Raw genomic sequence first — 25,441 nt, forward strand, 5'->3', positions numbered from 1 at the left:
CGGAGGTATCGGCAGTTGAGAAAAATGAACGGAGAAGAATTTGACGACCTGGTCCATTTTTTTGATTCGATGGCAAGAACATCGTGGCTGAGTGCTGTTCATGACACAATTAAAGAAGAAACGGGATCATGGGAAGGAAAAAAAGTACTGGATGTTGGCTGCGGCACGGGCCGGCTGCTGCTTAAGGGAGCAGAGGAGGCCGAAGCTGTGACAGGTGTCGACTTGTCCCGTGAAATGGTAAAAAGCGCGGTTCAAAACTTTTTTTTCCACGACAAAAGCAAAAAAGCAGAGTTTTTGATCGGTGATGCGTGCGCCTTGCCTGTAGATAATAGCTCGTTTCATCTCGCGCTATCCACGTGTGTGATTTTTCTCCTGCCAGAGCCGGAGCTTGGCTTGAAAGAACTGCACCGCGTGCTGAAAGCTGACGGCACGGCCGCGATGCTCAATCCTTCACCAAAGATGAACCAGCTCAGCGCGCATCAGTATGGTAAGGAAAAAGGAATATCAGGGTTCGAACTGACATCGCTGCTCAAATGGGCGAACGTGAGCACAAGAAGGCACCGTTATTCAGAGGATGAACTCACTTCTTTATTAACTTCAACAGGTTTTCATACCATCCGCCATGTCCATGTGTTAAACGGACTCGCGACTATAACACTTGCTGTAAAGTCATCCAGCCTATAAAAAAAGAAACCAGAGGATATGACTTTGGTTTCTTCTTTTTTGTATTCTCTTTTGGCAGAGATTGCTGCTCTAGGAAGGATTGCATTTAAATATACAATGCTGTGTACTTATCTATTATCCGCCTTTTTGTACAAAACGTTATTTTTTCTTTAACCGTAGTATTATGTCCTCTTCTGGTGTCACATAGAGTGTCTGCTGGCTGTCATAGATCACGAAGCCTGGCTTGGCGCCGGAAGGCTTTTTCACATTTCTCACTTGTGTATAGTCGACGGGCACAGAGCCGGAATGGCGGGCTTTGCTGAAGTAGGCGGCAAGATGCGCTGCTTCGAGCACGGCAGTGTCAGACGGATCTTCAGAACGGATCAATACATGCGATCCGGGAATATCTTTTGTGTGCAGCCACGTTTCGTTCTGTCGTGCTAGTTTGTGAGTCAAATAATCATTTTGCTTGTTGTTTTTTCCGACAAAGATAAGCGTCCCGTCACTTGACACATATTCTTCGATCGCCGGCTTCTCTTTTACTTTCTTTTTGCTGCTGCCCCGCTGGCGTACGTAGCCGCCTTCCGCGAGTTCTTCTCTTATCTCCTCCACATCGTTAATAGAAGCAGACTCCATGAACGTGAGCAGCCTGTCGAAGTAGGCGACCTCTTCTTTGGCAATCGCTATTTGATCGGTGATCGCCGAGATGGATTTCTTCATTTTATTGTACTTTTTAAAATAGTGCTGCGCGTTCTCTGCCGGTGTTTTCATCGGCTCGAGAGCGATTTTGACAAGCGGCATGTTTTCATCGAAATAATCTTCCGCTTCCAAGAAAGTGTCGCCTTTTTTAGCTTGATACATATAGGCGGTGATCAGTTCGCCTTTTCGTTTTAATTGTTCCGCTTTTTCCGTATTGATTAATTCTTTTTCCAGCTTTTTAATTTTTGCAGTCAGCTTCTCGAACTCGTTGTGCAGAAATCGTTCCAGGTCATGTGCCTGCTGACGGATACGGTCGCGGTCTGCTTTGCCTGAATAAAAACGGTCCAGCAGTTCACTTACAGAACCGAATGTCTTCGCTTCCCCGCCGATGTGGGTGAGCGGTGCGAGATAAAAATACTCTTTGCCTTGAGCCGATGTCATCTGCGGCTCATACTGATGCATATTGAGCTTGCCCATCAAGCCTGTGAAAGCAGAAGCGATGTTCTCTTTTGTGGATAACCCAGCACTGTGCACGATTTCAGCTGCAAGCAATGGCGAAACACCGCTGAATGTCTGGACGATTTGCTGCGGCAATTTCCCTTCATTCCATCGCAGCTTGCCGGCGACTTCCTCTTTACTCCAGCCAAATGGCGATAGTTTGTGTTGTTCCGGCGGCCTCACATAATGTTGCCCAGGAAGAAGCGTCCTGTGTCTGTTTTGGGAAGGCGGGATATGCTTGATGCAGTCTATGATTTTCCCTGACTTTTCATCTAGCAAAAGGATGTTGCTGTGACGTCCCATAATTTCAATAATGATTTTCTTAGTCGTCTCATCCCCGATCTCGTCTCTTGTGCGAACGGTGATTTCTACAATTCGCTCCATATCATGCTGTGTTATGCTCTCGATGAACGAACCTTCGAGATGCTTGCGCAAAAGCATGCAGAACATGGGCGGTGAGGAAGGATTATCATAAGAGTGGTTTGTCAGGTGCAGCCTTGCGAATGAAGGGCTGGCAGAAAGGAATAGCTTATGGTTTTTTCCTTGAGCGCGGATCGTGAAGACAAGATCCGTTTTATGCGGCTGATAGACTTTGGAGATTCTGCCAGTCTCTATCGTTTGTTTCAGTTCGTGTGTAATAGCGCGTGTTACCAATCCATCAAAACTCATTATCAGTCACCTCTTATTTCTACCGAGTATTATAGCATTTCTCTGGACATGCCTGCATATAAATGGCTGTAACTATTCTAATGTTAGAGGTGGGGCCATGAACTGGTACGAGCTGTCGCAGGAAGAAGTAGAACAGGAGTTGAACAGCAGCCTTACGCAAGGTCTGAGCAGAAAAGAACAAGAATGGAAGCTGAAAAAAGACGGACCGAACGAACTGACGGAAGGAAAAAAACCTTCAGCGATCAGTGTGTTTTTAGCACAGTTTAAGGATTTTATGGTGCTTGTCCTGCTTGCTGCGACGCTATTATCCGGCATGCTCGGTGAGTATCTGGATGCGGCGGCTATAATCTTGATTGTTATCATGAATGGCATTCTCGGCTTTATACAGGAAAGAAAAGCAGAGCGCTCTCTTGCGTCTTTAAAGGAACTGTCTGCACCTGCTTCCGTCGTGTTAAGAGATGGAGAGTGGTCTGTTATACCTTCTCGTGAACTGGTAGAAGGTGATGTGATCAAAGTGCAAGCTGGAGACAGGATTGGTGCGGATTTGAGAATATGCTCTTCTAAAGGCTTGCAAGCAGAAGAATCGGCCTTAACGGGGGAATCGGTCCCGGTTCAAAAGCATGGGAGGCCGTTAGCAGGGACAAACCTTCCACTTGGCGACCAAGGTAACATGGCCTTTATGGGGACGATGGTGACAAAAGGGAGCGCGACGGGTATCGTTGTCGCGACAGGCATGAGAACAGAGATGGGGAAGATCGCTCATCTGATCCAGCACGCCGAACAGCTAGCCACTCCTCTTCAGCTGAAGCTTGAACAGCTTGGAAAGATATTGATCGTGATAGCGTTGCTGCTGACGCTAATGGTGGTAGGAGCCGGTGTCTATCAAGGACATGACTTGTACAGCATGATTCTAGCGGGTGTATCACTAGCCGTTGCTGCCATTCCTGAGGGACTTCCCGCGATTGTTACGATCGCCCTCGCGCTCGGGGTTCAGAAAATGATAAAAAAGCGGGCCATTGTCAGAAAGCTGCCTTCTGTTGAAACGTTAGGCTGCGCGACTGTTATTTGTTCAGATAAAACCGGAACTCTCACACAGAATAAAATGACTGTCACTAAGGTATGGGCCGATAACTCGTTATGGAACGTGACGGACGATGAATTTACGGTGTCTGACAGTGGTTCGGGCAGCAAGCAAAAACGAGAAGAGACGGAAGACATGATGTATAAGATGCTTTCCTTCGGCGTGTTATGCAATAATGCCATTTTAAAAGAAGAGGATGGAAGGAAATGGACGGTCCAAGGAGATCCTACAGAGGCCGCTCTCCTCGTTGCCGCAGCAAAAGCCGGTGTGAAGAAAGAGAACCTAGAGCAGGATTATAATATTTTAGAGGAATTTCCGTTCGATTCTTCACGCAAAATGATGAGTGTCATCGTGGAAGATGCTTCTAAAGGAAAAATGCTCATCGTAAAAGGCGCTCCTGATGTTTTGCTCGATAAAAGTGATTATATTGACTGGGGCGGAAGAAGGCAGCTGTTAAAACAAGAGCATGCTGATCAAACGAAGCAAGCGATCAACAGCCTCGCCTCCCAGGCGCTTCGAACGATTGCGATCGCTTATCGACCGCTTAAAGAAGAAGAGACGAAATTGTCCGGTTATCAGCTTGAAAGAAACCTGACATTTGCCGGACTTCAAGGAATGATTGACCCGCCAAGACCAGAAGTGAGGCAGAGTATTAAAGACTGTCACGCTGCAGGAATTAAGACAATCATGATTACAGGTGACCATGCTGTAACAGCGGCAGCCATTGCACGTGAGCTGAACATTCTGCCTAAAGACGGAAAAGTAATGGACGGGGCTTCCTTATCGCTTTTATCACAAGAAGAGCTGGAGGATCAGGCTGAGAGCATTTACGTGTATGCGAGAGTCTCGCCAGAACATAAGTTGAAAATAGTAAAAGCTTTGCAAGCGCGTGGTCATGTTGTCGCGATGACAGGAGATGGTGTGAATGACGCACCTGCTATCAAGAGTGCAAACATTGGCATCGCGATGGGGATAACAGGGACGGATGTCGCCAAAGAAGCGTCCTCACTTGTGTTGAGCGATGACAACTTTGCTACGATTCGTTCGGCCATTGAAGAAGGAAGAAATATCTATGAAAATATAAGGAAATTTATCCGTTATTTACTAGCCTCTAATGTCGGCGAAATTTTGGTGATGCTGTTCGCCATGGTGCTTGGTATGCCGCTTCCGTTATTGCCCATTCAAATTTTGTGGGTAAATCTGGTTACCGATGGATTGCCGGCTATGGCGCTCGGGGTCGACCAGGCGGAAGAAGACGTGATGCGCAGGAGGCCGCGTTCTGGGAAAGAAGGTGTGTTTTCTAGAGGTCTTGGCTGGAAGATCGTTTCAAGAGGGTTTTTGATCGGCCTTGTTACGGTAGCCGCATTTTGGCTTACACTAAAAGAGAATCCAGACAACCTGATCATGGCGCAGACGGTAGCGTTCGCGACACTTGTTATGGCGCAGCTTATCCACGTGTTTGACTGCCGCAGTGAACGATCTGTACTGCACCGCAATCCATTTGAAAACAAATATTTGGTGGCTGCCGTTGTCTCATCGGTCATTCTGTTATTGATTGTCATGTATACACCAGGGCTGCAGGGCATATTCCATACCGTCTCCCTTCCGCTCAGGCAGTGGCTGCTTGTGCTTGGAATGGCATCTATTCCTACGTTTGCGCTGGCTGGAACGCAGCTTTTTAAACGAAAAAAATAGAGTGTTCACCTGGCATAAAAGAAGGATAGAAGCAACAGGGCATGAATCTTCAAGTTGTTCAAGATCTAGAAGCCGGCTTGCTTGAGGCTCGTTTTTTTCCTATCTAAAATACATTCTCGCTAAGAATGATATATTGATTCGTCTGCTCTGGCTATATGGCTTGTGGCAGGCGATTTTTTTGTGAATAGAAGAAATCTCTTCAAATATTTTTGGTTTCTTTTGCTTTTATGGTAAAATGGAGTGACATGTGTGTACTTTCTCACAATATTTACTTACATACCGTTTTATCCGCCGGTCATTTAGGCTAGAATAGTAGCAGGTAAGGGAGCCGAAGCATGAAACTGATCAATATTGGTTACGGAAATATTGTTGCTGCCCACAGGATTGTCGCGGTAGTCAGCCCGGAGTCGGCGCCGATTAAACGCCTCATCACCGTGGCACGTGAAAGAAATATTTTAATTGATGCTACATACGGCCGGCGAACGCGTGCGGTCGTCGTAACAGACAGCGATCATGTTATACTGTCCGCGGTTCAGCCGGAAACGGTAGCACAGCGGCTTTCATCTGTGGAGGATGGGACGGAAGAAAGCTAGGTTGGAGGATAAGGATGAAAAACGAAAGAGGCATTTTATTTATTCTTTCTGGCCCCTCAGGAGTCGGAAAGGGAACGATCTGCAAAGCGCTGCGTGCACAGAAGCTTAATATACAATATTCGGTTTCAGCCACGACTAGAAATCCGCGCGAAGGTGAAACTCATGGTGTGGAATACTTCTTCAAGACGAAAGAAGAGTTCCAGAAGATGATTGATCAAAATGAACTGCTTGAGTGGGCAGAGTATGTTGGAAACTATTACGGTACGCCGATAGAATATGTGAACCAAACACTTGATGAAGGACGTGATGTTCTTCTCGAGATCGAGGTGCAGGGAGCATTGCAAGTGAAGAAGACGTTCCCTGAAGGTGTATTTATCTTCCTTACTCCTCCAAGCCTTGACGAGCTGAGAAGCCGCATTGTCGGACGAGGAACAGAGACGGAAGATCTGATCAACAACCGCATGGCTGTTGCTAAGGAAGAGATCGAAATGATGAAGCATTATGATTATTCGGTTGTCAACGATGAGGTAGAGAGCGCGTGTGACCGGATCAAGTCCATCATAACAGCAGAGCACTGCAAAGTTTCCCACGTACAGCCAAAGTACGAAAAAATGTTTAGGAGCTGATTGTATTGTTATACCCTTCAATCGATGCGTTAATGGAAAAAATTGATTCTAAATATTCACTTGTCACTCTTTCTTCAAAGAGAGCACGAGAAATTCAAAAACACAGCAACCAGCAAATCGTTAAGCCTGTTTCACATAAATTTGTCGGCAAGGCACTAGAAGAGATCCATGAAGGCATCCTTAAGCCGGTAAAACAGGTGAAATCTGAAGAGTGACAAAAAATACAACCTTCTTGCAAGGTTGTTATTTTTTTCACTTCAAGAGTGTACAGAGAAGAAATTCGTAGTTCTCACTTTATAAGACAGATAGAATAGAATGAAATTTTTTTAAGATAGCTGCTAGACATGTTGACGAAGCATAAGGTTGTAAAGGTTGATTAGGCTGCCGCAGAACGATTGCGTCGGCCATCTTTCATTGTCTGAATTTATTTAAGCTGCAGTACAAGGCAAATGGCTGTGAATACGGTAAAATAAACATAAAGATTACACTACCGTAAAATTATTATGTAAACTGAACGGAGGCTTTACATGAATAACAAAAACATTCTCTTATGTGTATCTGGAGGAATTGCCGCTTATAAATCCGCGACAGTCGCTAGCCGTCTCTATCAGAGTGGATACCATGTCAAAGTAATCATGACCGAATCGGCACAGCAGTTCATCACAGCCTTAACGTTTCAAACGCTAACGAGAGGTGATGTATACACTGATACATTCGAAGAACGAAATCCGGAGGTCGTCAGCCATATTGATTTGGCGGACTGGGCGGATCTTGTTTTGGTGGCACCAGCTACGGCCAATGTGATCGGGAAGATTGCCAATGGGATCGGTGACGATATGCTCTCGACTACAATGCTCGCCGTAACGGCGCCTGTTCTGCTTGCTCCTGCTATGAATGTCAACATGTACAGCCATCCTGCTGTAAAGGAAAACATGAACAAGCTAAACTCGTTTGGCTTTCGCTTTATAGAACCAGGGGAGGGGCTGCTCGCCTGTGGCTATGTCGGCAAAGGAAGGCTTGCTGAGCCAGATGAAATTGTGATCGCCGTTGAAGCTTTTTTTGACGAAGTGAAGGAAGAAAAGCTTCTGCTGCACAATAAAAAGGTGCTCATTACGGCAGGGCCGACAAGGGAACTTGTCGATCCAGTGCGGTACTTTACTAACTTTTCATCAGGGAAGATGGGGTACGCCATCGCTAAGGCAGCAAAGAAAATGGGTGCTGAAGTGACGCTGATCACAGGTCCCACATCACTTGAAGTGCCTTCTGGAGTCACGGTTAAGCGGGTGGTTTCTACGCAGGAAATGCATGATGCCGTCATGGAGGAATTTCATAACCAAGATATTGTCATAAAGTGTGCCGCCGTTGCAGATTACAAGCCGGCTGTAAGATATGAAAGCAAAATGAAGAAAAATAAACAAGACTGGCACATTGAAATGGAAAAGACAGTGGATATTCTTGAGTCACTCGGACAAAAAAAGGAGCATCAGGTTCTTGTAGGATTCGCTGCTGAAACCAATAATCTTGAAGAGTACGCGAGGCGAAAGCTGGAAAAAAAGAATCTTGATCTGGTTGCAGCGAACGACGTGTCGAAAGAAGGGTCAGGGTTTGGCAGCGAAACCAATGAACTTGTTCTTTTTGGAAAGGACGGCACAAAGAAGGTTCTTCCGCTCGTCTCCAAAGACAAAGCAGCCGAGATGCTGTTAACAGAAGTCTCGGAGCTTTTGGACTGATGATCGCGCAGGTTGTCGTCGACCTGCCGTCAGGACTGGTCAACAAATCGTTCGATTATAAAGTGCCCGATTCATTAAAACACTCTATCCTGCCTGGTATGAGAGTAGTGGTGCCATTCGGTCCGAGGAAGCTTCAGGGGTTTGTGACACAAATTGTGCTGGACACTGATGTAGAAAAGCTCAAGGAAATTCAAGAAGTTCTTGATCCTGTTCCTGTACTTACAGAAGAACTGCTTCTTCTCGGACAATGGCTGTCTGACCATACATTAAGCTTTTACATCACCGTTTTTCAAGCGATGCTGCCTGCTGCCATGAAAGCTTCCTACAGCAAATCGTTCGTGCTGGCAAAAGAGCCGGCTGAGGATTTTCCGCTTGCATCACTTTACTCTAACCGGTCAGAAGTGACTTTAGATGAAGTGATTCAAGAGCACCCTCAAATGCTGGCAGTGTTCCAACAGCAGGCACGTGCAGGTGTGATCGATGTTATATACAAAGTGAAAGATCAAGCGGTAAAGAAAAAGAAAAAGTATGTCACATTGAAGGCTGATATGAAAGCAGCTGAAGAGTTCGCTGAAAACTTGCCGGCTCGTTCAAAAAAACAAAAAGATGTCCTCATGAACCTTGTCCTCATACCATTTCAGGAGCTTCAAGAACTGGTAAGAAATACAGGGGCCAACAGCGCAGCAGTTGCCGCACTTGAAAAAAAGGGGCTCGTCACGATTGAAGAACGTGAAGTCTACCGTGATCCATTTGCCGGAAGAGAAGAAAGAAAGACTGAGCCGCTTGAGCTGACCGATCTGCAGCAGCAGGCAATATTGCCGATCATTAATGCTATGGAAAAAAACAGTCATGAAACAGTCTTGCTTCATGGTGTGACAGGCAGCGGGAAGACGGAAATTTACCTTCAATCCATTGACAAAGCGCTCCAAGAAGGAAATGAGGCGATCGTCCTTGTGCCAGAGATCGCCTTAACTCCACAGATGGTCACGCGTTTTAAAGGCCGTTTCGGCTCGAAGGTAGCGGTTTTGCACAGCGGTCTGTCTAAAGGTGAAAAGTATGATGAATGGCGAAAGATTTTACGAAAAGAAGTGACGGTCGTTGTTGGAGCACGATCTGCCGTGTTCGCCCCTTTTGAAAACCTTGGGCTTATCATCATTGATGAAGAGCATGAGACAAGCTACAAACAGGACGATAACCCGCGCTATCATGCCAGGGACGTAGCCATTTGGCGCGGTCAGCATCATTCCTGTCCAGTTATTTTAGGAAGCGCTACGCCTTCACTTGAATCATACGCCAGAGCGCAAAAAGGCGTTTATACGCTAAGCAGCCTCACAAAGCGAGTGATGATGCAGGAGCTTCCGCCTGTAGAGATTACGGATATGAGGAACGAGCTGCATGAGGGCAACCGTTCGATGTTTTCTAGACGTTTGATGGAGGAGATGAATTCAAGGCTTGAGCGCGGTGAACAAATCGTCCTTTTTCTAAATAGGCGCGGTTATTCTTCCTTTGTCTTGTGCCGTGACTGCGGATATGCTGTCACGTGTCCGCATTGTGATATTTCATTGACGTATCACAAGAAAGGGCAGCAGCTCAAATGCCATTATTGTGGACATGAAGAATACATGCCGTCAAATTGCCCATCTTGTTCGAGCGAGCATATCCGTTACTTTGGCACGGGGACACAAAAGGTAGAAGAAGAGCTGGCGAAGCTTCTGCCTGAAGCGAGAGTCATCAGAATGGACGTTGATACGACAAGAAGAAAAGGCAGCCATGAGAAGCTGCTTACAGCCTTTGGCAACGAGGAGGCAGATATACTCCTCGGTACGCAGATGATCGCCAAAGGGCTGGATTTTCCTAAGGTGACACTGGTCGGCGTTCTTGCTGCAGATTCCATGCTTCACCTGCCCGACTTTAGAGCTTCAGAGAAAACGTTTCAGCTTCTTACCCAAGTTTCTGGCCGTGCAGGAAGGGATGTCCTTCCAGGCAAAGTTGTGATCCAGACGTATGACTGCAGCCACTACAGCATACAGTGCGCATCAGAGCATGATTACCTTACTTTTTATAACCGTGAGATGCTGACAAGGCGGAGCATGCAATATCCGCCTTATTATTTCTTAAGCATGATGACAGTCAGCAGTCCGGATTTACTTAAAGTGGTGGAAGTCAGTGAGAAAGCGGCAGAGTATTTACAATCTAAACTGAACACTTCCAGCATCATTTTAGGACCCGTGGCTTCACCGATTGCACGCTTGAAAGATAGATATCGCTATCAGGTCATGGTAAAATACAAAAATGAGCCAGACTTGAGGCTGTATATTAGGGAAATACTGAATCATTTTCAGCGAGACATCGCGCAGACTCAGCTTCAGATAGCGGTGGATATGAACGTGCAGAACGTCATGTAGGCGTATCTGCTTGAGGAGTTGAAAGATATGGCTGTAAAAAAGATTGTTCTTCATCCAGACCCCGTACTCGAGGAACGATGCCTTGATGTTACGGTTTTTGATAAAAAATTGGCCAAACTGGTTAGAGATATGTTTGATACGATGTATGAAGCAGAAGGCGTCGGTCTTGCTGCTCCACAGATTGGCATTACAAGCAGGGTCGCGGTAGTAGACACAGGGGATGACCTAGGACCGCTCGTTCTGATCAATCCGGTCATTACGAAACAAAGCGGTTCACAGGCTGGTCCAGAAGGATGTTTAAGCTTTCCAGGTTTGTTCGGAGACGTGGATCGGGCTGAAAAAATTACTGTAGAGGCCATGGACCAAAAAGGGAGGCCGTTTACACTTCATGCGGAAGGATTTACGGCTCGTGCCATCCTTCATGAAACGGACCATTTGAACGGTGTACTATTCACAAGCAAAGTGACGCATTTTTATGAAGAAGGCGAATTTGAAAGGTAGGATATCATGAGAATTGTTTTTATGGGAACACCCGATTTTTCAGTTCCGGTGCTGCGCCGGCTGTCTGAGGACGGATACGAGGTCGTGGGAGTCGTTACTCAGCCGGACAAACCGGTCGGAAGAAAAAGGGAGATCAAGCCGACGCCTGTAAAAGAAGAAGCGTTAAGACTCGGAATCCCGGTATTTCAGCCGATCAAATTAAAAGAAGAACATGAAGCGATCCTTTCACTGAAGCCTGACTTGATCGTCACAGCCGCATACGGCCAAATTCTGCCTAATGCTGTTCTCGATGCTCCACCGTTTGGGTGCATCAACGTACATGCTTCCCTGCTGCCAGAATACCGCGGTGGTGCACCGATTCATAAAAGCATTCTGGACGGCAAGAAAAAGACAGGCATCACGATCATGTACATGGTAGAGAAACTTGACGCTGGGGATATACTGTCACAAAAAGAAGTCCAAATTGAAGAAAATGATCATACAGGAACACTTCATGATAAGCTAAGTGCAGCAGGTGCAGAATTGTTATCGGAAACGATTCCGCAGCTTGCTGAAGGAAAGATCAAGGCTGTACCGCAGGATGCAGAGAAAGTGACATACGCGTGGAACATTACAAGAGATCAAGAAAAAATAATGTGGGACAATGGCGGCGAAGTGATCTTCAATCAGATTCGCGGTCTTCATCCATGGCCAGTAGCGTATACGGAGCTTAACGGCAACGTGATGAAAATATGGTGGGGCGAAAAAAGAAAAAGCAGCAGCTCAGCTGAACCGGGAACGATCCTATCTATTGAAGAGGATGGCTTTTGTGTAGCCACCGGCAGCCGTACTGCCATTTTTGTAACAGATTTGCAGCCTGCTGGCAAAAAAAGAATGCTGGCGAAGGATTATCTTAAGGGCTCGGAATTGAAGGTAGGCATGAAGCTTGGACAATAAAAGAAGCAAAAAAACGGTCAGACAACTTGCTCTGGACATTTTGATGAAAATTGAACAAAACCAGGCATACAGTAATCTTCTCATCAATCAAGAGCTGCAAAAGTCAGGGCTCGATGAACGAGATAAAGGCCTTTTGACGACGCTTGTATATGGGACCGTTCAAAGGCAAAACACATTAGATTATTATATCGCTCCCTTTTTAAAAAAAGGGCTGAAGAAAAAAGACGAGTGGGTGCGTGTGCTCCTGAGAATGTCTGTTTTCCAATTTTTGTACATGGACAGGGTGCCTGATCACGCTATTATTAATGAAAGTGTTACGATTGCGAAAACTAAGGGACATCTAGGACTTGGCGGCCTTGTCAACGGAGTATTACGCAGCATACAGCGGGAAGGTGTTGCATCGATAGAAGATGTGAAGGATGACGGACTCCGCCTATCTCTTCAGTTCAGTACACCTCAATGGATGATCGAAAAGTGGTCAAGCCAGTATGGTGAACTGACAGCAGCACGGATGGCAGAGGCGAATTTAAGTCCAGCGCCAGTTACGGCTAGAGTGAACACGTTAAAAGGCTCAATAGAAGACGCGATTGCTGCATTGGCTGCAGAAGGAATACAAGCCTCAAAAGGCGAATTGTCTGAAGATAGCATTGTGATAGAAAAGGGTTATTTGCCTGCTTCCGAATCCTATAAAAAAGGATGGCTCACCATACAAGATGAGAGCTCGATGCTTGTCGCAAGAGCACTCGCTCCAAAACCGGGAGAAAGGGTTCTGGATGCTTGTGCGGCTCCAGGCGGCAAAACCACGCACCTTGCAGAACAGATGAAGGACAATGGCACGATCTATGCCCTGGACTTGCATCCTCATAAAATCAGACTCATCCAAGAGCAGGCACAAAGGCTTGGTCTGAACTGCATAAAGGCCGAGGCGCTTGATGCGAGAAAAGCAAAGGAAAAGTTTGAGAGCCGTTTCTTTGACCGTATACTGCTTGATGTCCCATGCAGCGGATACGGTGTTATACGCAAGAAACCAGACATGAAATGGACGAAGAACGAAAGTGATGCAGAGCGGCTGACCTTTATCCAAAAGGAAATCGTACAAAGTGTCGTTCCGCTATTAAAGGACGGCGGAACACTCGTTTACAGTACTTGCACCATTGATCAATCAGAAAATCAAGAGATGGCCAATTGGATTTTGGAAGAGTTCGCTGAACTGGGTTATGATTCTTCTTTCAATGAAAAAATGCCACAGTCAGTCTCATCTTATATAACGGAAGGAAAAGCGCAGCTGCAGATTCTTCCCCATTATTTCAACAGCGACGGATTTTTTATAGCAGCATTCAAGAAAATCCCAAAACAGACAGCAGGCGGTGAAACAGATGCTTAAACCATTATCAGAAAAGCAAGCCAATCCAAACATTAAGCCATCAATCTACTCATTGGAACTTCATGAGTTTGAAGCATGGCTCAAGGAAATGAAGGAGCCTAAATTCCGGGCGAAGCAAATATTTGAGTGGCTGTATCAAAAACGAGTCACTTCTTTTGAGGAGATGACGAATCTTCCTAAAGGACTGCGTGACAAGCTTGATCATGACTATTACATCGAGCCGATGAAGGAAGTGATCCGTCAGGAATCCTCTGATGGGACGATCAAATTTTTATTCGAGCTTCAGGATGGCTATTCGATCGAAACGGTACTTATGCGGCATGAGTATGGCAACAGCATCTGTGTTACCACACAGGTCGGATGCCGGTTAGGCTGTACGTTTTGTGCGTCAACACTTGGCGGGCTAAAAAGAAACCTGCTTGCCGGCGAAATTGTCGGACAAGTTCTTCAAGTGCAGAAAGCGCTTGATGAAACGGAAGAGCGTGTATCATCGATCGTCGTGATGGGAATAGGAGAACCTTTTGACAACTACGAGGGTCTTCTTTCTTTTCTTAGAATCGTTAACCATGAGGCCGGGCTAAATATCGGAGCTCGACATATCACGATCTCAACAAGCGGAATTGTGCCGTATATCTATAAGTTCGCTGATGAAGGCATGCAGATCAATTTTGCTATTTCTCTTCACGCTCCAAGCACGGAGATCAGAAGCAAACTAATGCCTGTTAACCGGATGTATCCGCTTGACGAGCTGATGGAATCAATCCGTTATTACATCAAAAAAACAGGCCGGAGGGTGACGTTTGAATATGGCTTATTTGGCGGGGTCAACGATCAAGTGGAACACGCTGAAGAATTGGCAGCGCTCATCAAGCCGATCAAGTGCCACGTCAACCTGATTCCGGTGAACTATGTACCAGAAAGAGATTATGTCAGAACGTCGAAAAATCAAATCTTCAAGTTTTGGGAAACGCTGAAAAAACGGGGGATCAACGCAACGATCAGACGTGAGCAGGGCCATGATATTGATGCAGCCTGCGGACAGCTCCGTGCAAAGGAACGTAAAGAAGAGACGAGGTGACTTCTGTGAAAACCGCATTTCAAAGTGATACTGGTTTGGTTCGGCACCATAATGAAGACAGCGGGGGAGTGTTCACTAAAAGTGGACACTTTCTTGCCATTATCGCCGATGGCATGGGAGGGCACAATGCAGGTGAAGTTGCCAGCCAGCAAGCGATCCAATATTTTGAGGAAAAATGGAAAGACATTTCTGAAGAAGTATTAACGAATGTGGAAAATAGGAAAGCATGGCTACGAAATACGATCACTGAAGTTAACAAACACGTTTATACGATCGCAAACGAAAATGAATCGATGAAAGGGATGGGTACAACCATTGTTGCCGCGATTGGGGATGATGTTGTCGTAGTCATCGGGAATATAGGCGATTCAAGATGCTATCTATTAAACGGAGACGAGTTCAGCAAGGTGACAGAAGATGATACACTCGTCAATGAACTGGTAAAATCAGGGCAGATCACAGAAGATGAAGCCCAGATTCATCCTAGAAAGAATGTCATATTAAAAGCGGTTGGAACAGATTACCGAGTTGAGCCTAAGCTTTCACTCGTAGAGTGGAAGGATGGGGATATCCTGTTGCTTTGCTCTGACGGCCTTTCTGACAAAGTAACGAAGGATACGATCGAGCATATTCTGCGCAATGAGGATGTTCCGCTCGGCGAGAGAGCGCTGGAATTTATTAAAGAAGCGAACCGTAACGGGGGCGATGATAATATTACGGTGGCGCTGGTAATGAATGCAGACGTTTCTCAAGTGCAAGAAGGGGAAGCATAATATGATTGGCAAACGAATAAGCGGCCGATATAAGCTGCTTGAAGTCATTGGAGATGGCGGGATGGCCATCGTCTACAGGGCACTTGACTTAATTTTGGACAGAGATGTTGCTGTAAAGATCTTACGGCCAGAGTTTTCAGATGATGAAGAATTTATCCGCCGGTTTAAAAGGGAAGCAGAAGCCGCAACAAGCCTTGATCATCCAAACATCGTCAGCATTTTTGATGTTGGCGAAGAAGAGAACATCTATTTTATCGTGATGGAATATGTTCAAGGTAAAACATTAAAACAATACATAAAAGAACATGGCAAGCTGTCTGTTGAACAATCGCTTGATATCATGAAGCAAATTGCATCGGGAATGGCTGTCGCTCATGATTATGGCATTATTCACCGTGACATTAAGCCACACAATATACTGCTGAACAGCCATGGGACAGCAAAGGTAACCGATTTCGGCATTGCGCTTGCCATTACGAGTGCAACCATCACCCACACCAACTCAGTGTTAGGCTCGGTCCACTACTTTTCTCCAGAACAAGCCCGCGGAGGTCTGGCAACAGGCAAGTCTGATATATACTCTCTTGGCGTCGTACTATATGAAATGGTGACAGGGAGAGTGCCATTTACTGGAGAATCTCCTGTGTCAGTGGCATTGAAACACCTGCAAGATTCTGTTATTGAGCCAAGAAGATTGAATCCTGATATCCCGCAAAGCGTGGAGAACATGATATTAAAGTGCTTAGCCAAAAATCCGCTGTACCGTTATGAAACGGCCCATGAGCTGCTCGAGGATGCCGAAGATGCGCTGCTGCCAGGCCGATTAAATGAGCGCAAATGGACGGCGCTTCAAGAAGACGAAGAAGAAAAAACAAGGATGATGAATCCCGTTATAGCCGGGAGTAAAAGTCCTGAGGTAATGGCTTCTGAAAAAGTGAAAGAGAAAGAGAAACAGCCAGGAAAAAAGAAAAGAAAGTGGTGGCTCATCCTTCTTCTTTTATTCGTCTTGGCTGGTGGAGCAGCGGCAGCAGCCTTTACTTTGCTTCCGGCTTTGTTCTATGTGGAAGAAGTAACAGTACCGAGCTTGGAGAACAAAGATTACGAGGATGCACTGGACAGACTGACCGCACTCGGACTAGAAGTCAGCAGGAAAGAACAGCATGATTCAAAGGTAGAGGACGGCAAAGTGATCAGGCAGGACCCCATATCTGGTACAAAAGTAAAAGAAGGCAGCAAAGTAGTCTTGATTGTCTCCAAAGGCCCTGAAGAAAGCGAAATGCCTGACATTACTGGATTGAACATCGAGGAAGCTGAAAATATTCTCGAAAGCAAGGGTTATATTAACAGAGAAATTATTTATGAAGAATCTGAATCAGAAGCTGAAGGGACCGTCATCTCACAGACTCCTGATATTGGACAAAGCGTCGTGCCATCTGAAGCACAGGTGATTATCCGTGTAAGCTCTGGTCCGGAACTGATTAAAATGGAAAACTTAACAGGATTGACTAAGGAAGAAGTAGAAGCATTTGCTTCCACTTCCGGTCTAAAAACGCTGTATAAGGACGAATTTTCAGAGACGGTCGAAAAAGGCCGTGTCATAACTCAAGAGCCTGGACCGTATACGGAGCTTGAAAAGGGTGACACCATTACGGTAACACTTTCGAAAGGTCCAGACCCTGACAAGCAGCAGGAACCGGCCCCTCAAGAAGAAGAGCCGGAGGCGAAACAGTTTAATGCGAAGCTAACGGTAAAGCTTCCAAAGAAAAATAAAAAAGAACCGGCTATGGTTAAGATCGTTTACAGCGATCAAAAGGCAAGCAATAAAGTATTCGTTGAAGAACCGATTACGGGAACGAAGGAATATGTTATTCCGCTAACCGTAGCCAAGGACGGTACCGCCTCGTACACTCTTTATATTAACGGCAAGGAGGAAACGACTAAAACATATGGTTATGATGATTTGGAGGAAGACAGAGAGGATCAAGGTGATTGATCATGCCTGAAGGAAGAATTATCAAAGCGTTAGCCGGATTTTATTATGTCAGCCACGAGGAGGGCATCTTTCAATGCAGGGGCAGAGGCAACTTTAGAAAAAGAAAGATATCACCTTTAGTCGGCGATTGGGTGGAATTTGAATCCTCTAACGTGACAGACGGCTATATTCTTGATGTTTCTGAGAGGAAAAACGAGTTAGTCCGGCCTCCTGTCGCTAACATTGATCAAGCCTTGCTTGTCTTCTCAGCCGTGGAACCAGCGTTTGCGCCTGTGCTGCTTGACCGGTTTTTGGTTCATATCGAACAAAACCATATTCATCCTGTTATCGTCGTATCAAAAATGGACCTTGTTAGCGATGAAGAAAAAGAAAGTATTGAAGAATACATGTCTATGTACCGTGATATCGGGTATGAAGTGATTCCAACATCAACGAAGGCTGCCGCAGACCTGCCTCATTTTCATGAGCTTTTTAAAGATAAGGTGACAGTGTTTGCCGGACAGTCGGGAGTAGGAAAATCATCACTGCTGAACCTGATCAATCCTGAATTGAACCTGGAAACAAATGCGATCTCCACTCATCTTGGCCGAGGAAAGCATACGACTCGCCATGTAGAGCTGATCCCTTTTGGAGAAGGGCTTGTGGCGGACACACCAGGCTTCAGCTCACTCGATTTTACGGACATCAGCACAGAAGACCTATCCCGCTTATTTCCAGAAATGGAGAGCCGTCTAGATGGCTGCAAGTTTAGAGGGTGCACCCATACATCAGAGCCAAAATGCGCGGTCAAAACTGCTGTTGATGACGGCGAGATCCATAAAGGCCGTTACGATAACTATGTCAGCTTTCTGCAGGAAATTAAAGAACAAAAAAGGAGATATTAACCATGGTTAAAGTTGCGCCATCCATCCTTTCAGCCAATTTTGCTGCTTTAGCAGATGATGTTGCTGCAGCAGAAAAGGCTGGTGCGGATTATATTCACGTTGACGTGATGGACGGGCATTTTGTGCCGAACATCACGTTCGGTCCACTGGCTGTTAAGGCGATCCGGCCAGCGACATCGCTTCCTCTTGATGTCCACCTTATGATCTCGAATCCAGACCAATACATTCAAGAGTTCGCGCATGCGGGTGCAGACATCATATCAGTTCATGTTGAGGCTTGTCCTCATCTGCACAGAACGATTTCATATATAAAAGAACATGGTGTTAAAGCGGGTGTTGTACTGAACCCGGCAACACCTGCAGAAAGCATACGACATGTCATCGAGGAGGTCGATTTGGTGCTGGTTATGACGGTGAATCCAGGTTTTGGAGGCCAGGCGTTCATTCCCGGCATGCTGCAGAAAATTTCTCAAATTCGCAAGATGGCCGACGATCTCGGTCTGGATGTTGAGATTGAGGTAGACGGCGGCGTAAATGCTGAAACGGCAGTACTTTGCCGTGAAGCCGGTGCGAATGTGCTTGTGGCAGGATCAGCCGTGTATGGGAAAAACGACTTAAAGGATGCAATCTCGTCCATCCGTGGTGTATAATATAAGCAGGAAAAAATAATCAGTGCCACAGGGGGAGTCTTTCAAAAAGGCTGAGAGGGGAGTATGCTCCCGACCCTTTGAACCTGAAGCAGGATCATGCCTGCGTAGGAATGTGGAGAACTTGACTTTGTCGTTTGCAAAGCAGCCTTCTTTCACATGATGGCTGCTTTTTATTTTTTCTCCAGCATACTGAAAGGAGAGAAAGATATGGAAAGAAAAACGTTAGGGCTGCTGACTGAAGCGGCAATCATGAGTGCGCTCGCCGTCATTTTAGGTTTTGTGAAATTCAATGGCTTCTGGCCGAACGGAGGCTCTGTCAGCCTCGAGATGGTGCCGATCTTTTTTATGGCATTCAGAAGAGGTCTTGCGGGAGGATTGATTACAGGTTTGGCTGTCGGTCTGCTTCAGCTGATGTTCAACTTTTCAGCCGTTCATCCATTGTCTATCGTACTGGATTATCCGATCGCTTTTATGGCAGCAGGGCTTGCAGGAATGTTTGCGCTACCAGCCAAAGAAAAGGCATCAAAGCGCTCGCTGTACTTGGTCACCGGAATTTTTCTCGGGTGTACGGTTCGTTTTGCTTCACATGTATTGTCGGGAGCCGTGTTTTTCGCAAGTTATGCACCAGAAGGGATGAACCCGTGGCTTTACTCGGTGTTATATAACGGATCGTATATGCTGCCCATATTCTTGATCACGTCCGCGGCAGCCTTGTTCATTACGAGTTCATCTCCTCGGTTGATTCATACCGGCCGCTCAAAAGCAGAACATGCCGCGTAAGATTATCATTGCAGCTGGAGGGCCGCCTCACTATTGGCCGGAAATTGACCATTCCGAAAAAGCTGTATATGTTGGCGCTGACAGAGGGGTCTATCATCTTCTTGAAACAGGAATTATTCCTCATTATGCTTTCGGCGATTTTGATTCGGTTACAGAAGAAGAAAAACGCAAGATTCAGCAAGCTGACATGATGATGGTGGAATATGAAAAAGAAAAGAACGCAACCGATTTGGAGCTTGCGCTAGATTGGGCTGTCAGCCAGCGCCCTTCATCCATCGAGTTGATCGGCGCGACGGGAGGGCGGCTCGATCATGCCCTTGTTAACATTCAGCTCATGCTTAAAGGACTCAAGAACGGAGTGAAAACCGTCATGAAAGACGTTCAGAATGAAATGGAGCTGTTTCTGCCTGGAACTTACGAAATAACCACCTCCGAATTAGGCGAAGCTAACTATATTTCCTTCCTGGCGTTCTCTTCTGAAGTGAAGGGGATCACCCTCAAAGGATTTAAATATCCTCTGGAAATGGCAGATCTTCACATAGGATCGTCGCTTTGCATTTCAAACGAGCTAGCCGATAAAAGTGGTACTTATTCCTTTACATCAGGCATATTATTGATGGTAAAGAGCCGTGATTAACCCGGAATCACGGGTTTACAGGCCCCGCAACTTATTATTAACGGGGAATATAGTAATTATGGGTGACTTCCATTATACTTTAGCGGGCCTGGAGGAGGGGTAAGATGAAGTTCTACACGATTAAATTGCCTAAGTTTTTAGGGGGATTCGTCAGAGCCATACTCGGTTCCATGAAAAAAGGGTAAACGTAAAAAAACGCCGCTGCAGGCGTTTTTTTACGTTTTTTTTTCTTTTTTTTGAGAAGCTTACTTAAACAACGTATTCTAATAAATTTGAAGAGCCGAATGGATTTGTTCCATAAGAAGACACAGGAGAATTTCTTAACATCGCAGAATTGTTATTTATTGTACATCTTTGAATACGACAATTGATAAAGTTGATCTTCGTCTCAGGTGCCGACTCCTCGAAAATGAAAATCACATTTTCTAGCATCTGATGTTTTGCTGCGTAGCTTTCCTTATCCTGCGTGTGGGAGTGAGAAGGTGAGACCCTTCAATGGCGCTTGGAGAGCGTTGGGGCTCACCTTGTCCAGCTACGGCGGCTAGTCCCTCGAGTCAGAAGGATGAATGGTCCAGTAAGGCAAAGAGCGCCTTCCTTGCCCCTTCACCTTCTGCTGGTCGGGACTGAACGAGCCGCCTCCGCATTTCGGTTTGTCCAGCTACGGCGGCTAGTCCCTCGAGTCAGAAGGATGAATGGTCCAGTAAGGCAAAAAGCGCCTTACTTGCCCCTTCACCTTCTGCTGGTCGGGACTGAACGAGCCGCCTCCGCATTTCGGTTTGTCCAGCAGAAATGGCTAGCTCCTCGAGGTCAAATGAGCCAGTGCCCAATAAGTCACAAACCGATTCTTTAGGTCCCTTTCTCATTTGCTTGCCCTAGGCTGAACGAGCCTTTTTTTGCTTTTCGGCATCACCCCGCGGAAAGCATGCACCTGGAATGGAAATCAACTTTCATCTCTTAATTCATAAAAACATCTTTGATAAAGCAGAAACCAAAATAAAAAAGCATCGGCACGTGTGCCGATGCTTTTTATTAAACGCGCTCTACCTTCCCGGACTTAAGTGCGCGGGCAGATACGTAAACTCGCTTAGGCTTGCCATCCACAAGGATGCGGACCTTCTGAACGTTTACGCCCCAGCTTTTCTTCGCTTTGTTCATCGCGTGAGAGCGTTTATTTCCTGTCTTCGGTGCTTTTCCAGTAATGAAACATTTACGTGCCATGTTGATGTACCTCCTTCGTTACAGCAAAAAGCTATGAATCAATTCAGTCGTATGTTAAATACTAACTTATATTAGCATGAGTCACAACGGTTTGCAACATTAGAAATAAAACATTTCAAGTAAATTTGCTTGACAAAGCTTTCAGAACTGGTGTGAAATGGACTAGTCCTTTTAAATCAAGGTAAAGTATAGTAAAATGTTTGGTAGCCATATAAATTAAAAGGGGGATTTAAGCATGTCCATTGAAATGAAAACAAATTATGGTCAGATTGATATTTCAAACGAAGTTATCGCGACAATTGCAGGCGGCGCAGCGATCGACTGTTACGGCATCGTCGGAATGGCGTCTAGAAAACAGCTTAAAGACGGACTTTCTGAACTTCTTGGACGTGAAAACTTTTCCCGTGGAATCGTCGTAAGGCAGGAAGAAGACGAAGTGCATATCGATATGTACATCATCGTCAGCTATGGCACGAAGATTTCAGAAGTGGCACACAATGTCCAAAATAAAGTAAAGTACACACTTGACCAGATGCTAGGATTATCCGTTGATTCGGTTAACATCTATGTTCAGGGTGTAAGGGTAACCACCCCTTAAGTTAGGAGGAAAGGTTTGTGTCTTTAAAGGTATTAGACGGTAACAAGTTCGCTCAGATGGTGCTTGAAGGAGCAGCGAACTTATCCAAAAATGCGGCAATGGTTGACGCCTTAAACGTATTTCCTGTCCCAGACGGAGATACCGGAACAAACATGAATTTAACCATCACATCAGGTGCGAAAGAAGTAGAGAAAAGCAAGGAAAATCATGTTGGAAATGTAGCAGCATCATTTGCTAAAGGCTTGCTGATGGGGGCCAGAGGGAACTCTGGTGTCATTTTGTCCCAGATTTTCAGAGGGTTTTCTAAAGCCGTTGAGGGAAAATCATCCATTAACGCTCAAGAATTCGCTAAAGCATTCGAAGGCGGAGTTGAAACGGCTTATAAAGCAGTCATGAAGCCCGTTGAAGGAACGATTTTAACTGTAGCGAAAGATTCAGGAAGAATGGCTGTGAAATCAGCCAAAAAGAATGATGACATTATTACGGTTATGAAAGACGTACTGACAGAAGCGTATGCCTCATTAAATCGTACACCAGACCTTTTGCCTGTCCTGAAAGAAGTCGGCGTTGTCGATTCAGGCGGACAAGGTCTTGTGACGGTTTATGAAGGTTTCCTCGCCGTGCTTGAAGGAAGAGAGCTTCCTAAGACACCAGCGGCTTCTAAGCTGATGAATGATATGGTCAATGCCGAACACCATAAAGCGCAGATGCACATGAAAACAGAAGATATCGTTTTCGGCTATTGCACCGAATTCATGGTAAAGTTTGAAGACGATAAACTGAGCAAGACATCTTTTGATGAAAATGCGTTTAGAAACGAGCTCAACAACCACGGAGATTCTCTTCTCGTCGTTTCCGATGATGATGTTGTGAAAGTGCATATCCATACCGAGAAGCCTGGCGATATGCTTACTCTCGCACAGCGTTTCGGCAGCCTGATTAACATAAAAATCGAGAATATGCGCGAGCAGCATACAGCGATCCTTGAGAGCGAACAAGTCGTGCCTCAATATTCGTCGAAACCTGTTTCAGAGAAGAAGAAATTCGGAATCGTTACCGTTGCGATGGGTTCAGGAATCGAAGAGATGTTCACGAGCATGGGAGCGGCCGTCATTCAAGGCGGACAGACGATGAACCCGAGCACAGAGGATATTGTTAAAGCGATCGCAGAAGTGAACGCGGAAAACGTGTTTATCCTTCCGAACAACAGCAATATCATCATGGCAGCTGAACAGGCAGCAAGTGTTGTAGACCAGGAAGTGCGTGTGATCCGTACAAAAACAGTTCCACAGGGTATCGCGTCGATTCTCGCGTTCAACCCTGGTGCAGCACTTGAAGAAAATGAAAGAAAAATGACAGATGCGATCTCAACTGTTAAGTCAGGACAAGTGACGTTTGCTGTTAGAGATACATCTATCGATGGTGTTGATATTAAAAAAGACGACTACATGGGCATCTATGAAGGAAAAATCGTCGTCTCCATCCAAGGCAAGCAGGAGGCTGCGAAACAGCTTCTGCAAGAGATGCTGGATGAGGACTCTGAGATCGTAACCATCATCATCGGCGAAGATACGACGAATGAAGAAGCGGAAGAGCTGACGGATTTTATTGAAGCTTCATTCCCTGAAGCAGAAGTGGAAGTTCACGTCGGCAGCCAGCCAATCTATTCGTATATCCTGTCAGTCGAATAAGCTTTTGAAAGATATTCTCTCTTAACCACGCTTATGATATGGTTAAGAGGGAATATTTTTGTGTTTACTTATTTATGAAATGAGGCTAGTGATATGAAGTATAAAAGTGTTTTTGACATCATCGGTCCGGTCATGATTGGACCATCAAGCTCTCATACGGCTGGCGCTGCCAGAATCGGACGCGTCGCGAGGCATCTGTTCGGCAGGAAACCCGATTATGCCCGTGTATACTTTTACGGTTCATTTGCGAAAACATATAAAGGCCATGGCACAGATGTTGCGATTGCCGGGGGAATACTGGATTTCGACACGTTCGATACAAGAATCGTGAATGCGCTTACACTAGCGAAGGAAGCGGGCATCCAGATTACAATGAGTGAAGAAGATGCGATTACAGATCATCCAAACACGGCAAGAATTGTTCTTGGTGATGAAAAAGGCGAGATGGAGCTTACGGGTATTTCAATTGGCGGTGGAAAAATTGAAGTGACCGAGCTGAACGGCTTTAAACTTCGTCTAAGCGGAAACCATCCGGCCTTGTTGATCGTTCACAACGATAAATTCGGAGCAATAGCTGGCGTGACGAATATTTTGGCCAAGCATTCGATTAACATCGGCCAAATGGAAGTTTCTCGAAAAGAAAAAGGCAAAGAAGCGCTCATGGTCATCGAGGTTGACCAAAATATTGAAAACAGCATCATGCAGGAGATTGAATCACTGCCAATCGTTTCACAAGTCGTTAAAGTGCATGATTAAAGGGGGAGTTAGAACATGTTTCGTAATGCAGCAGAGTTAGTTGAACTAGCTGAGTCGAAAGGCTGTAAAATATCCGATATTATGATCGAGCAGGAAATAGAGTTTACAGGTAAAACAAGAGAACAGATCATCTCCCAGATGGACCGCAACTTGCAGGTCATGGAAGATGCGGTTTTGCGCGGCGTGACCGAGGACGTCCGCTCACACTCCGGGCTTACAGGTGGAGATGCGAAGCTTCTGCAAACGTACATGAAAAGCGGAAAATCACTGTGCGGAGAATTCATGCTTGATGCGGTGAGTAAAGCGATCGCGACGAACGAAGTGAACGCCGCCATGGGAACGATCTGTGCCACACCGACTGCTGGTTCTGCGGGTGTAGTGCCAGGAACTTTGTTTGCGATCAAAGAAAAACTGAACCCGACTCGTGAACAGATGGTCGCGTACTTATTTACATCAGGCGCGTTCGGTTTTGTTGTAGCCAACAACGCATCGATCTCCGGCGCGGCTGGGGGATGCCAGGCTGAGGTTGGAAGTGCGACAGGCATGGCGGCGGCGGCCATTGTGGAGCTTGCTGGCGGGACACCTTCTCAATGCGCACAGGCCTTTGCCATCGCCCTTAAAAATATGCTCGGCCTCGTATGTGATCCAGTAGCTGGGTTGGTGGAAGTGCCTTGCGTTAAACGGAACGCGATGGGTGCGAGCAACGCGCTAGTGGCGGCAGATATGGCGCTCGCGGGAATCGTCAGCCGTATTCCATGCGATGAAGTCATTGAGGCCATGTATAAAATCGGACTCACAATGCCAGTAGCGCTAAAAGAAACAGCGCAAGGAGGCTTGGCGGCTACACCTACCGGAAGAGAGCTCGAAGCGAAAATATTCGGTGTGCCGCTCAGCGAAAAGTGA

24 protein-coding genes and 1 riboswitch are annotated in these 25,441 nt (G+C 46.0%); of the genes, 22 read left to right on the plus strand and 2 right to left on the minus strand.

Translation table 11 applies throughout. From position 1 onward, the window contains the following. Positions 1-24: 24 nt before the first annotated feature. The gene (locus ACFQPF_RS10485) at positions 25-684 is read left to right on the plus strand and encodes a class I SAM-dependent methyltransferase (RefSeq protein ID WP_379749690.1); all 660 of its coding nucleotides are present in this window, start codon (positions 25-27) and stop codon (positions 682-684) included. 138 nt (positions 685-822) lie between these two features. Here ACFQPF_RS10485 and ACFQPF_RS10490 read toward each other — a convergent pair whose 3' ends face one another. After that, positions 823-2,529, minus strand: coding sequence for an Rqc2 family fibronectin-binding protein (locus ACFQPF_RS10490; RefSeq protein WP_379749365.1), 1,707 nt, complete (start codon positions 2,527-2,529; stop codon positions 823-825). A 97-nt stretch (positions 2,530-2,626) separates the two neighbouring features. Between ACFQPF_RS10490 and ACFQPF_RS10495 the strand changes: the two genes are divergently transcribed. From ACFQPF_RS10495 to spoVM, 17 genes are all read left to right on the plus strand, one after another. Next, complete coding sequence (locus ACFQPF_RS10495; RefSeq protein WP_379749367.1) at positions 2,627-5,305, plus strand: calcium-translocating P-type ATPase, SERCA-type; 2,679 nt, start codon at positions 2,627-2,629, stop codon at positions 5,303-5,305. Positions 5,306-5,640: 335 nt separating this feature from the next. After that, positions 5,641-5,898 carry an extracellular matrix/biofilm regulator RemA gene (remA, locus tag ACFQPF_RS10500; RefSeq protein ID WP_094250870.1) on the plus strand — a complete coding sequence of 86 codons (258 nt, stop codon included), beginning with the start codon at positions 5,641-5,643 and terminating at the stop codon, positions 5,896-5,898. A gap of 14 nt (positions 5,899-5,912) precedes the next feature. Continuing rightward, positions 5,913-6,524, plus strand: coding sequence for a guanylate kinase (gene gmk, locus ACFQPF_RS10505; protein ID WP_379749369.1), 612 nt, complete (start codon positions 5,913-5,915; stop codon positions 6,522-6,524). A 5-nt stretch (positions 6,525-6,529) separates the two neighbouring features. After that, positions 6,530-6,739 (plus strand): DNA-directed RNA polymerase subunit omega, encoded by a 210-nt coding sequence (gene rpoZ / locus ACFQPF_RS10510; RefSeq protein WP_379749371.1) that lies wholly within the window; start codon positions 6,530-6,532, stop codon positions 6,737-6,739. Positions 6,740-7,051: 312 nt separating this feature from the next. Beyond that, positions 7,052-8,254, plus strand: coding sequence for a bifunctional phosphopantothenoylcysteine decarboxylase/phosphopantothenate--cysteine ligase CoaBC (gene coaBC, locus ACFQPF_RS10515; RefSeq protein WP_379749373.1), 1,203 nt, complete (start codon positions 7,052-7,054; stop codon positions 8,252-8,254). Next, positions 8,251-10,659: a primosomal protein N' gene (gene priA / locus ACFQPF_RS10520; protein WP_379749692.1), complete on the plus strand. Its 2,409-nt coding sequence runs from the start codon at positions 8,251-8,253 to the stop codon at positions 10,657-10,659. Before coaBC ends, priA begins: the two co-directional genes overlap by 4 nt. Before the next feature lie 27 nt (positions 10,660-10,686). Then, positions 10,687-11,160 (plus strand): peptide deformylase, encoded by a 474-nt coding sequence (gene def / locus ACFQPF_RS10525; protein ID WP_379749375.1) that lies wholly within the window; start codon positions 10,687-10,689, stop codon positions 11,158-11,160. A 3-nt stretch (positions 11,161-11,163) separates the two neighbouring features. Next, positions 11,164-12,096, plus strand: a complete 933-nt coding sequence (fmt, locus tag ACFQPF_RS10530; protein ID WP_379749694.1) for a methionyl-tRNA formyltransferase — start codon at positions 11,164-11,166, stop codon at positions 12,094-12,096. Beyond that, positions 12,086-13,480 (plus strand): 16S rRNA (cytosine(967)-C(5))-methyltransferase RsmB, encoded by a 1,395-nt coding sequence (gene rsmB / locus ACFQPF_RS10535; protein WP_379749377.1) that lies wholly within the window; start codon positions 12,086-12,088, stop codon positions 13,478-13,480. The genes fmt and rsmB overlap by 11 nt, the downstream gene beginning before the upstream one ends. Further along, on the plus strand, positions 13,473-14,558 hold the full coding sequence (rlmN, locus tag ACFQPF_RS10540; RefSeq protein WP_379749379.1) for a dual-specificity RNA methyltransferase RlmN: 1,086 nt from the start codon (positions 13,473-13,475) through the stop codon (positions 14,556-14,558). The genes rsmB and rlmN overlap by 8 nt, the downstream gene beginning before the upstream one ends. A 5-nt stretch (positions 14,559-14,563) precedes the next feature. Then, entirely contained in the window at positions 14,564-15,331 is a 768-nt protein-coding gene (locus ACFQPF_RS10545; RefSeq protein WP_379749381.1) for a Stp1/IreP family PP2C-type Ser/Thr phosphatase, read from the plus strand. 1 nt (position 15,332) lies between these two features. Continuing rightward, the gene (gene pknB, locus ACFQPF_RS10550; protein WP_379749383.1) at positions 15,333-17,324 is read left to right on the plus strand and encodes a Stk1 family PASTA domain-containing Ser/Thr kinase; all 1,992 of its coding nucleotides are present in this window, start codon (positions 15,333-15,335) and stop codon (positions 17,322-17,324) included. Positions 17,325-17,326: 2 nt separating this feature from the next. Then, complete coding sequence (rsgA, locus tag ACFQPF_RS10555) at positions 17,327-18,208, plus strand: ribosome small subunit-dependent GTPase A (RefSeq protein ID WP_379749385.1); 882 nt, start codon at positions 17,327-17,329, stop codon at positions 18,206-18,208. Between the two features lie 2 nt (positions 18,209-18,210). After that, entirely contained in the window at positions 18,211-18,858 is a 648-nt protein-coding gene (gene rpe, locus ACFQPF_RS10560; RefSeq protein WP_379749387.1) for a ribulose-phosphate 3-epimerase, read from the plus strand. Between the two features lie 20 nt (positions 18,859-18,878). After that, positions 18,879-18,986: riboswitch (TPP riboswitch) on the plus strand. A 79-nt stretch (positions 18,987-19,065) separates the two neighbouring features. Continuing rightward, positions 19,066-19,638, plus strand: coding sequence for an energy-coupled thiamine transporter ThiT (thiT, locus tag ACFQPF_RS10565; RefSeq protein ID WP_379749389.1), 573 nt, complete (start codon positions 19,066-19,068; stop codon positions 19,636-19,638). Next, entirely contained in the window at positions 19,628-20,275 is a 648-nt protein-coding gene (locus ACFQPF_RS10570; RefSeq protein WP_379749391.1) for a thiamine diphosphokinase, read from the plus strand. The genes thiT and ACFQPF_RS10570 overlap by 11 nt, the downstream gene beginning before the upstream one ends. Before the next feature lie 104 nt (positions 20,276-20,379). Continuing rightward, positions 20,380-20,460, plus strand: coding sequence for a stage V sporulation protein SpoVM (gene spoVM / locus ACFQPF_RS10575; RefSeq protein WP_106408307.1), 81 nt, complete (start codon positions 20,380-20,382; stop codon positions 20,458-20,460). A gap of 844 nt (positions 20,461-21,304) precedes the next feature. Here spoVM and rpmB read toward each other — a convergent pair. After that, the gene (rpmB, locus tag ACFQPF_RS10580; protein WP_094250856.1) at positions 21,305-21,493 is read right to left on the minus strand and encodes a 50S ribosomal protein L28; all 189 of its coding nucleotides are present in this window, start codon (positions 21,491-21,493) and stop codon (positions 21,305-21,307) included. 235 nt (positions 21,494-21,728) lie between these two features. Here rpmB and ACFQPF_RS10585 point away from each other — a divergent pair, with 235 nt between their 5' ends. The 4 genes from ACFQPF_RS10585 (at position 21,729) to sdaAA (ending at position 25,441) form a co-directional block, all read left to right on the plus strand. Then, positions 21,729-22,091 (plus strand): Asp23/Gls24 family envelope stress response protein, encoded by a 363-nt coding sequence (locus ACFQPF_RS10585; protein WP_379749393.1) that lies wholly within the window; start codon positions 21,729-21,731, stop codon positions 22,089-22,091. 17 nt (positions 22,092-22,108) lie between these two features. Further along, positions 22,109-23,782 (plus strand): DAK2 domain-containing protein, encoded by a 1,674-nt coding sequence (locus ACFQPF_RS10590; RefSeq protein ID WP_379749395.1) that lies wholly within the window; start codon positions 22,109-22,111, stop codon positions 23,780-23,782. 93 nt (positions 23,783-23,875) lie between these two features. Continuing rightward, complete coding sequence (gene sdaAB, locus ACFQPF_RS10595) at positions 23,876-24,538, plus strand: L-serine ammonia-lyase, iron-sulfur-dependent subunit beta (protein WP_379749397.1); 663 nt, start codon at positions 23,876-23,878, stop codon at positions 24,536-24,538. A 15-nt stretch (positions 24,539-24,553) separates the two neighbouring features. Then, positions 24,554-25,441, plus strand: coding sequence for an L-serine ammonia-lyase, iron-sulfur-dependent, subunit alpha (sdaAA, locus tag ACFQPF_RS10600; protein ID WP_379749399.1), 888 nt, complete (start codon positions 24,554-24,556; stop codon positions 25,439-25,441).

Source organism: Fictibacillus iocasae (assembly GCF_042665465.1).
GTDB classification, from domain to species: domain Bacteria; phylum Bacillota; class Bacilli; order Bacillales; family Fictibacillaceae; genus Fictibacillus; species Fictibacillus iocasae.